The organism is Lacinutrix sp. MEBiC02595, assembly GCF_053601555.1.
In genome coordinates, this window is record NZ_JBSHNU010000156.1 from 1 (window position 1) to 235 (window position 235).

Below are 235 nucleotides of genomic sequence, written 5' to 3' on the forward strand. Positions count from 1 at the left end.
AGATACAACTACTTTACCAACAGGTGCTACTTTAACAGATGGAACAGAGCCAACCGAAGTAACGGTACCAGTAAGTGGAACAGTTACAGCAGGGACAGATGGTTATACTACAGCCGGAACAGTAACTGGAACCGTATATAATGATGAAGATGGTGATGGAACACAAAACGGAACAGAAACCGGATTCACTTCTCCAGTAACTGTATTTGCAGATTTAGATGGCAATGGCGTATTA

At 42.1% G+C, this 235-nt stretch carries 1 protein-coding gene; it reads left to right on the top strand.

Translation table 11 applies throughout. The features are described 5' to 3' along the window. On the top strand, positions 1-235 hold a 235-nt coding region (locus ACVCZW_RS02875; RefSeq protein ID WP_452231605.1), incomplete at both ends, for a hypothetical protein.